The sequence below is a fragment of the Bacillus sp. JJ1521 genome, from assembly GCF_036965165.1.
Classification (GTDB): domain Bacteria; phylum Bacillota; class Bacilli; order Bacillales; family Bacillaceae_L; genus Ferdinandcohnia.
Map to the genome: position 1 here is coordinate 11,999 of NZ_JBALOX010000062.1, position 5,331 is coordinate 17,329.

3 protein-coding genes and 1 pseudogene are annotated in these 5,331 nt (G+C 36.9%); 2 read left to right on the forward strand and 2 right to left on the reverse strand.

All coding sequences use genetic code 11. The annotated features are described in order from the left end of the window. The coding region (locus tag V7147_RS09870; protein WP_335367683.1) for an ATP-dependent helicase at window positions 1-1,284 on the reverse strand (1,284 nt) is incomplete at its 3' end. 274 nt (window positions 1,285-1,558) lie between these two features. Here V7147_RS09870 and fumC point away from each other — a divergent pair. Beyond that, window positions 1,559-2,953, forward strand: coding sequence for a class II fumarate hydratase (gene fumC, locus V7147_RS09875; protein ID WP_335367684.1), 1,395 nt, complete (start codon window positions 1,559-1,561; stop codon window positions 2,951-2,953). Between the two features lie 33 nt (window positions 2,954-2,986). On the opposite strand, the gene pepF is transcribed toward fumC, so the two are convergent. Further along, window positions 2,987-4,777 (reverse strand): oligoendopeptidase F, encoded by a 1,791-nt coding sequence (pepF, locus tag V7147_RS09880; protein ID WP_335367685.1) that lies wholly within the window; start codon window positions 4,775-4,777, stop codon window positions 2,987-2,989. A 263-nt stretch (window positions 4,778-5,040) separates the two neighbouring features. Between pepF and V7147_RS09885 the strand changes: the two are divergent. Continuing rightward, window positions 5,041-5,331: pseudogene (locus tag V7147_RS09885) on the forward strand (hypothetical protein); the annotation flags it as partial.

Sequence of the window (5,331 nt, forward strand, 5' to 3'; positions counted from 1 at the left end):
CCCACATTTCGTATAAATTTGTTCAAAAATATCGACTCGTTTATCGGTAAATGTCATCCTCATAAAATTTAATATATCTTTAACGACCCAATGTGAGAAAAAACGGTTATCTGAATCCTTGATATAAAACGGGATTTGATTTCGGTCTAGTGCATTGATTAACATGATTGAAGATGAATTGTTCCGATATAAGATCGCAACATCCTTCTTCCTTTCTACCGTATCAATTTCTTGTACTACATATTTTGATTGAATCCGATAATCCTCAAATTGTTTAATATCGATAGGCTTATGAGCCGGATTCTCAGTAAACATATTTTTATCGTAGCGGTCTTTATTTCGCTTAATGAATCGATTGGCCACGTCGACGACATCCTTTGACGAACGATAGTTCTGCTCCATCTTTAGAATAACCGCTTCTGGGTATACCTTTTTAAAATCAAGCAAATACTTCGGTTCCGCTCCCCGCCAAGAATAAATGGATTGATCATCATCCGCTACTACATATAGATTTTGATGAGATTTTACTAGCTTTTCAATGATTGCATGCTGCACGTGTGATGTATCCTGGCTTTCATCTGTAAGGATATAATCATAGCGGTTTTGGTATTTTCGGAGAATCATTTCATCTTTCATAAATACTTCATTCGCTATTGTTAGCATATCGTCATAATCCAGTAAGAGATTACTTGGATTTGCGTTCTTTATTTTTTCATATTCTTCAAAAATAGCTTCGACAAATGGAATGTCACAATCAATACTCTCCCACTCATCCCTTGGAATAAGCTTGTTTTTAATATAACTAATATATGTTGTTAACTCTTCAAGTTGCTCTTCTGTGATATTCTCACCATTCATTGCTTTAAAAATTTTCCGTAATAGAAGTTTTTTATTTGGACCGCCATCAAGATTCCCTTCAATTAATTGGTAGGTAACTTTTTGTTTGTAAAAATAATCCCGTACTATCTGAAATGCAAGACTATGGATGGTCGAAAAGTCTACAGAATCTTTTGGGTGTTCAGGAAAGAAACGGGTAAATCTTTCTTTCATATCAGATGCTGAGGCGCGGCTAAATGAAATAGCCTTAATTCGAGAAGTTTCGACCCCTTCTTCTTCAATTAAATAACCGATTCGCATAATCGTAGTCGTCGTTTTTCCCGATCCAGGTGACGCTAATAAGAGTAAAGGCCCCTTTGTGTGGAGAACGGCTTTTTTCTGAACGTCATTTAGCTGTACACCGAACTGCTCTTTCTTTTGATTAAAAAAGTTTTCCCCTTTAATCACCTTAGTCCACCTCCTTGTCTCCTTATCAAATACGCCTTGGCGTATTTGCGCCCGATTTTTTTCGAGCATGCTCGAAAAACTTCCTTTGAAAAATCGTGGCATCCGCCGGAGGCTTAACTTTATACAGCATGCTTTCTGCTGAATAAAGTTAAACTCCATTATAAATTCTATAATTTTTATTGAAAAGAATGTTGAAATCCATACTGATTACAAGGACATAAAACAAGGGAATAATTGGTACGTTATATAAAGAAGAATATTAGAGGTGATAATTTTGGATTACAGAATTGAAAAAGACACGAAGGGTGAAATTAAAGTTCCAATTAATGCCTACTGGGCAGCCCAAACACAGCGTAGTAAAGAAAACTTTCAAATCGGCACAGAACGGATGCCACAGGAGGTAATCGAAGCCTTTGCTATTTTAAAAAGAAGTGCAGCCATCTCAAATGAAAAGCTTGGGAAACTAAATGCCAATAAATCAAAGTCCATTACAATGGCCTGTGATGAAGTTTTATCGGGAGAAATTTTTGAACAATTTCCGCTTGTTGTCTGGCAAACTGGTAGCGGGACGCAAAGTAATATGAATGTGAATGAGGTTGTGGCAAACCGTGCCAACCAATGGTTAAAGGATAACGGAATGGATGAAAAAACTCACCCAAATGATGATGTCAATATGAGTCAAAGTTCAAATGATACTTTTCCAACCGCGATGCATATTGCAGGTGTAAAAGCTGTAAATGAACGCTTGCTCCCTGCTATCGATACATTACAAACAACTTTAGAACGAAAAGAAAAGGAATTTGCGAAAATTGTAAAAATAGGCAGAACCCATCTACAGGATGCGACTCCAATAACACTTGGTCAGGAAATAAGCGGTTGGGTTCATATGTTAAAGCGTTCTAAGGAGATGATTAAGGAATCGACTGAAAAAATGCTTGCGCTTGCGATTGGAGGAACAGCAGTTGGGACTGGGATCAATGCTCATCCAAAGTTTGGCGACAAGGTTGCGAGTGAAATTTCAGAATACACAAAGTTTTCCTTTTTCTCATCCGAAAATAAATTCCATGCCCTAACCAGTCATGATGAGATCGTTTATGCCCACGGCGCATTAAAGGCATTGGCAGCTGATTTAATGAAAATTGCAAATGATGTACGATGGCTTGCAAGTGGTCCTCGCTGTGGAATTGGAGAAATTATGATTCCTGAAAATGAACCAGGAAGCTCAATTATGCCTGGAAAAGTAAATCCCACCCAGAGCGAGGCTCTTACAATGGTTGCGGTGCAAGTGATGGGTAATGATGCAACAATTGGAATTGCTGCTAGCCAAGGAAATTTTGAACTAAATGTATTTAAGCCGGTGATCATCTATAATTTCCTACAATCAGTACGGCTTTTAGCAGATTCGATGGAATCTTTTAATAAAAACTGTGCAATTGGAATTCAAGCAAATGAAGCGGTAATCTCTAAAAACCTGAAGGAATCATTAATGCTTGTAACCGCTTTGAATCCACATGTCGGTTATGAAAAAGCAGCTACTATTGCAAAATATGCTCATAAACATAATACATCGTTAAAAGAAGCAGCCTTACAGCAAGGAATTTTAACGGAAGAGGAATTTGAACAATATGTAAAANNAAAACCTGAAGATATGGTACAACCAAAAGAATGAAAAATAGCCTTCCAATACGGAAGGCTACCCCTTTTACAATTTAGAAAATTCCTCTATTAACTCATTAAATTTCTTCAATGAATTTTCGATTGGATATGGAGTTGTAAGGTCTACCCCTGTCTTTTTCAATAGCTCAAGCGGGTAGTCCGAACTGCCGCTTTTTAAGAATTCATGATAGGAACCTAATGTTTTTTGGTCCCCCTCAAGAATTTTCGTTGCGATATGAACGGCTGACGCAAATCCTGTAGCATACTTATAAACATAAAATGGACGGTAAAAATGCGGGATACGTGCCCACCCATATTTTAATTCATCATCAAACACAAGTTCTTCACCATGGTATTCTCTAAACAAGCCTTCATATACCTCACTAAAAGATTCCACATTTAACGGTAGTCCTTGTTCTGCCATTTCATGGGTTTTCTTTTCGAACTCAGCAAACATTACTTGAGTAAAGAAAGTCCCTTTAAACATATCGATAAAATGATTGATAAGGAATTTCTTGACCTCCTCGTTTTCTTCCGTGTTCACTAGATAGTTGATTAACAGTACCTCATTCACAGTTGAAGCAACCTCAGCAACAAAAATACTATAACGAGCTGTAATTTGAGGTTGATGCTCAGAGCTTAATTTACTGTGAACCCCATGGCCGCATTCATGAACCAACGTAAACAAACTATCTAGATCATCCTGATGATTTAAAAGTATATATGGATGCACCCCATACACACCCAAATTATAAGCTCCCGAACGTTTTCCAGGAGTCTCTCTAACATCAAAATAACGTGACTTTCTAAACTCCTCAAGTGCATCGATATATTCCTTACCTAATGGAGCAAGTGCCTTGCACATTGTTTCAAATGCTTCATCATAGGAAATATCTTTTTTTGCACCACTGACAAGTGGAACGCTTAAATCGTATTGGCGAAGCTCATCTAGACCTAATTTTTCCTTGCGGATAGCTGTGTATTTATACATCGCACCGATATTTTTCTTTGTTGTTTCGATTAGATTTTCATAGACGTCTTTGGGAACATTATCTCCGAATAATGCTTTTTCGAGTGCTGATGGATAGTTCCTTAACTTTGAGAGCGTGACATTGTTTTTAATTGCAGCAGCCAATGTGGATGCAATTGAATTTTTCAGATGTACATAAGGCTCATAATAGGCTTTATAAGCTTCTCTCCGCTTCTCACGGTTTTCATCCTCAATAAGCTTCGCATACATTCCCCTTGTTAATTCAACCTTCTCACCATCAACCTTCGTAACCAAGCCAAAGCGAATATCTGCATTATTTATCATTCCATATGTCGTACTTGGAGCAGAAAGTGCCTCACCTAATCGAGATAAAATTTCTTCTTGGTCTTTATTTAATACATGTGGCTTATATCGGAAGGATTCCAGCAGGTCTTTTTCAAAATACTGAAGCCCTTTTTCTTCAGCAATGTAACGTTTTAAAGTTTCTTCATCCAAACTTAATAAAAATGGCATGAAAAATGAATTCGCAGAACTCACCTTTACACTTAGTTGTTTAGCACGGTCTAAATAAGATTGTGATTTTGTTACACGGGTGTCTTCATCTACCTTTAACATAGCGTAAGCATAGAGCTTGTTAAAATGAAAAGACATTTTTTCACTTAAGGTTAAATAGTCACATAATGAATGTCCGTCATGGATATTTCCATCAAATTTACCGAGGTCCTCCCCCATTTTTTCAATAAGTTGATATACATCCTCCCATTTACTTAGATCAGAATAGAGATCATCTAAGTTCCATTTTTCTTGTTCGGGAACTTCGTTTCGGGACTTATACGTAGTTGTCATCGCAATTCTCCTTTTGTTAAAATAAAAATCAAATACGCCTTGGCGTATTTGTGCCAGATTTTTTTCGAGCTTGCTCGAAAAATTTTCTTCGAAAATCTGTGGCATCCGCCGGAGGCTTTTACAATTATTAAGCGGGCTTAAACTGAATAATTGTAAAAACCTTTTATTATGTAGGAAAGAAATATATGATATGAAATAGAGATGTTTCATTTTATTGTATATGAATTACATAAATTTGTAAAAAACGAAAGGAATGTTCATACATGGCGAATACATTACCTCATGTAGAGGACTCAGCAGGAACAACGTATCTTCCTCCGAAGGGGGAATACGAAACATTTGTTGATGAAGCCCACTATGAAGAAAAGGTTCGGGAATGGGGTCTTTCCGTTAAAAAAGAATACTGGTACAAGGAAAGGACCTATCAACGGAATGTTACGATAAAAGGCTATGAGGTGTACGGTAAAACACAAGAACATAATACAATTGTGCTTGAATTTGAGGATGGCAATCTAACTTGTATTCACCCTGCTTATTTAAAAGAAATGCAATCA

Excerpts from the sequence above, each read along its gene's own strand:
- pepF (WP_335367685.1), bottom strand. The coding sequence starts at position 4,777 with ATGACAACTACGTATAAGTCCCGAAACGAAGTTCCCGAACAAGAAAAA.